Source organism: Streptomyces phytophilus (assembly GCF_013870535.1).
GTDB lineage: Bacteria > Actinomycetota > Actinomycetes > Streptomycetales > Streptomycetaceae > Streptomyces > Streptomyces phytophilus.
Genome location: NZ_JACBXC010000667.1, coordinates 1 through 3,343 on the forward strand (window position 1 = coordinate 1; position 3,343 = coordinate 3,343).

Here is a 3,343-nt window from a genome sequence, read left to right on the forward strand (position 1 = left end):
GTCTGCCGTGCGGGTACGGAGTGGCGGCGGCGGTGCAGGCGGACGCCGGCCCGCTCCTCCTCCTTGCGCCAGACGCCGCGGTAGTCCTCGGCGACGCGCCAGTTCGGGTAGTGCGGCATGCCGGCCAGCACGTGCACCTCGGCGCGGCCGGTCCCGGCCCAGTGCTCCGCGATCTGCGTGGCATACGGCCCGATTCCTGCCTGTTCCGGCGCATAGTTGGTCGAAACCAGCAGTACCCGCGTCACCATGCCATCCCTCGTTTGCCTTCCCGAAGCCCGGCTTGCACCTTATCCGCACCTGCCCGTTATGGTTGACACTCCTGGCGCGCCGGGGGTTGCGCACATATCAGGGGGAATACTTGGGGGGTGCCGTGGCGCACACGGTCGGCTATGCACCGGGGGTCTACGACCTCTTTCACGTGGGACACCTGAACATCCTCCGGCACGCCCGGAGCCGCTGCGACTACCTCGTCGCGGGCGTGGTCTCCGACGAGATGGCGCAGTTGGCGAAGGGCCGCGCCCCGGTCGTGCCGCTGGTCGAGCGGCTGGAGATCGTCCGCAGCATCCGGCACGTGGACGCGGCGTTCGTCGAGACCGTGCCCGACAAGCTGGAGACCTGGCAGCAGGTCCGGTTCGACGTGATCTTCAAGGGCGACGACTGGCGGGGCACGCCCAAGGGGGACAAGCTGGAGGCCGACTTCAGGACGGTGGGCGTGGAAGTGGTCTATTTCCCGTACACCGTGCACACGTCGAGCACGCAACTGCGCCGCGCGCTCGACGCCCTCTCCGGCCGCGGCTCCCGCGTCGAGGCCCCCCTCAGCCCGCCGCAGACAGCTCCCGGAACCATTTCGCCGTAAAGGCGATCAGGAACAGCGCCGCCGCCACGGCCAGCGCCGTATAGCCGGCGAGGAACGCGCTCTCGCTGCCCAGCAGCAGGAACACCACGCAGAAGACGCCGTAGTCCACGGGCAGCAGCGCCACGGCCCGCAGCCGCGAGGGCGGCGGGGCCGGCGCGGCGCCGGCTCCGGGTGCGGATCCCGGGGCGGGCTTCGGCTTGAGCTTGTCGGCCAGCAGCCCGCCGCAGAAGATCAGCACCGCGGCGAGCTGGAAGCCGAGCGGCAGCAGCAGCCAGGCGTCCGAGGAGAGGTCGAAGAAGCGGTAGAAGGAGACGAGGACGGCGGCATGCACGGCGGTGACCTTCGCGCAGTCGACGAAGTGGTCCAGCCACTCGCCGGCCGCGCTCGACTCCCGGCGCAGCCGCGCCAGCTGGCCGTCGGCCGAGTCGAGGGCGAAGCCGGCGACGAGGAGCGCGTACACCGCGACGGCCAGTGCCCAGCCGGGGCGTACCAGCGCGACGCAGGCGATCCCGCCGCCGGTGAACGCCGCGCTGAGCAGCGTCACATGGTTCGGCCGCAGCCCGAGGACGTACGCGCCCGCCGCGAACACCCGCCCCAGCGGCCGGTTGACGTAGCGCGAGTAGAGCGAGACGCCCTTCGCCGTTTTCTGAGCTTTGCGCAACTCGCTCAGTGCTGCCCCGAATGTCATGCGCAGCATGATGATCGCTCGGACCCGTCCCGGGGAAGGGTTTTGGCCTTCCGGAGCCGAATGAGAGCCGAATCACTGCCCGCCGCACCGCCCGTTCACCGCCTGCGGGACCGGATCCGGTCCCGCTCCGGTACCCCGCCGCGGAACCGGTAAGGTGACGCCGTTCCCAGGCCCCCGCGCAGGAGTCGGAGAAAAAGATCATGCCGATACGCCGCTTCCGGATGACCGTCGCCGCGGTGCCGTTGCTGGCGGCGCTGCTGCTGACGCTCACGGGCTGCGTCACGGTCCACGGCGAGGAGGTGCTCCAGCCGGCCGTGCAGAAGGACGAGGCGGGCCGCGTCCTCGACCGCTTCGGGAAGCTGAACAACAAGGCCAACGAGGACTACGACCTCGACGTCAACTCCCGCATCGAGGCCGGCGGGCTCCGCGAGATCGACCAGGCCGGCCTGAAGGTGCGCAAGGCGGACTACCCGGAGGGCAACCCCGAGTACGAGCCGCTGGAGTTCAGCGACACCCGCTACCTGATCCCCCAGCAGCGCGGCTGGCCCCGGTGGTTCGTCGCCGACACCCTGACCAACCGCAACGAGCTGCGCTGGCTCCTGGTCTTCGTCAAGGAGGGGCCGGAGGCGAGCTGGCACGCCACCCACCTGTCGCTGCTGGACGACTCCGAGACGGCCGCCATCGGGGAGTTCGCCGAGGACGGTGACGGCCATGTCCGCCGCGTGCCGCTGGGCGCGTCCGCGGGGCTGACCGTCGCGCCCGCGCAGCTGGGGAAGACGTACGCCGCGTATCTGAAGGACGGCGCGGGCGAGGACTTCGCACCGGGGCAGCACACGTCCGAGCGGGTCGGCTCGCGCGAGCAGTACCGGCGCACGCCCGAGTACGTCACGCAGTACGTCGACGAGGCCACCCCCGAGTACCCGCCGGTCGCGCTGCGGCTGGCCGACGGCGGGGCGCTGGTGATGTTCAGCACCCGGCACTTCGTCAAGCAGACGGTGGCCGAGGGCCGCGAGGTGGAGGTGCCGTCGGCGGCGAAGCCCCTGATGACGGGCACGGCGAAGAAGTCGCTGACGATGGAGCGGGTCTCCCAGCAGGCGGTGGTGGTGCCGCCGCGCGACGACAAGGGCGAGGGGATCGTCTTCTACAACCGCCTGGAAGGGGTGGTGGGCGCCGAGGGGAGCTGACCGGCGAAGGCCGCCCTCAGCGCAGCGGCCAGGCCGCCTCGCGCTCGCGTTCCGCGCCCGCGTACACCGCGCAGGCATCCGTCAGCGCCTCCAGCAGCGTCAGCGGGTCCGGCAGCGGATGCTCGGGCCCGCGCAGCCAGGTCACGCCGTCGTCGCCCGGCAGCCGCGCCGGGGGCACCAGCACGTAGCTGCCGCGGCAGTGCCAGCGCAGCCCCGGGTGCTCGTCCATGGTCTCCGGGCGGCAGTCCAGCTCGCACGGCCACCACTCGTCCTCGTCCTCCGGCGTGCCGCGGGTGGAGGTGAAGAAGAGCATGCGCCCCGGCCCCGGCGCCTCCGGGCTGACCGCCACGGGACCGACCGCGACATCCGCCGCCTCCAGCTGCGCCAGCGCCCGCGTGCCCGCCTCCAGCGGCACGTCCAGAACGTCGTGGCTGCGGCCCGTGGCGGTGACGAAGTTGGCCTCCGGCTGCGCGGCGAGCCACCGCTCGATGCGCTGCGCGTCGGCGCTGGCCTGCGTCTGCCAGGCGAAGGAGACGGGATGGCGGCCGGGCGAGGGACAGCCGATGCGGTCGCAGGAGCAGCCGTAGCCCTCCGGGTACGCGGCGGGCGCCAGCG

At 72.0% G+C, this 3,343-nt stretch carries 4 protein-coding genes and 1 pseudogene; 2 read left to right on the plus strand and 3 right to left on the minus strand.

Annotated elements, in window-relative coordinates; genetic code table 11:
• A pseudogene (locus tag H5J30_RS23200) lies at positions 1 to 248 on the minus strand (glycosyltransferase WbuB); the annotation flags it as partial.
• A 122-nt stretch (positions 249 to 370) separates the two neighbouring features.
• On the opposite strand from H5J30_RS23200, the gene H5J30_RS23205 reads away from it, so the two are divergent.
• Positions 371 to 856 (plus strand): FAD synthase family protein, encoded by a 486-nt coding sequence (locus H5J30_RS23205; protein WP_181789318.1) that lies wholly within the window; start codon positions 371 to 373, stop codon positions 854 to 856.
• Here H5J30_RS23205 and H5J30_RS23210 read toward each other — a convergent pair.
• Positions 816 to 1,544 (minus strand): CDP-alcohol phosphatidyltransferase family protein, encoded by a 729-nt coding sequence (locus tag H5J30_RS23210; protein WP_374101014.1) that lies wholly within the window; start codon positions 1,542 to 1,544, stop codon positions 816 to 818. The genes H5J30_RS23205 and H5J30_RS23210 overlap by 41 nt on opposite strands.
• A gap of 200 nt (positions 1,545 to 1,744) precedes the next feature.
• Between H5J30_RS23210 and H5J30_RS23215 the strand changes: the two genes are divergently transcribed.
• The gene (locus H5J30_RS23215; protein ID WP_181789320.1) at positions 1,745 to 2,728 is read left to right on the plus strand and encodes an SCO2278 family lipoprotein; all 984 of its coding nucleotides are present in this window, start codon (positions 1,745 to 1,747) and stop codon (positions 2,726 to 2,728) included.
• 16 nt (positions 2,729 to 2,744) lie between these two features.
• Here the strand turns inward: H5J30_RS23215 and H5J30_RS23220 are convergent.
• Positions 2,745 to 3,343: bifunctional DNA primase/polymerase (locus H5J30_RS23220; RefSeq protein WP_181789321.1), on the minus strand; the 599-nt coding region annotated here is incomplete at its 5' end.

Bases quoted from the DNA above. Each gene is read 5' to 3' on its own strand.
- H5J30_RS23210 (WP_374101014.1), bottom strand. From the start codon at position 1,544: ATGACATTCGGGGCAGCACTGAGCGAGTTGCGCAAAGCTCAGAAAACG.
- H5J30_RS23215 (WP_181789320.1), top strand. From the start codon at position 1,745: ATGCCGATACGCCGCTTCCGGATGACCGTCGCCGCGGTGCCGTTGCTG.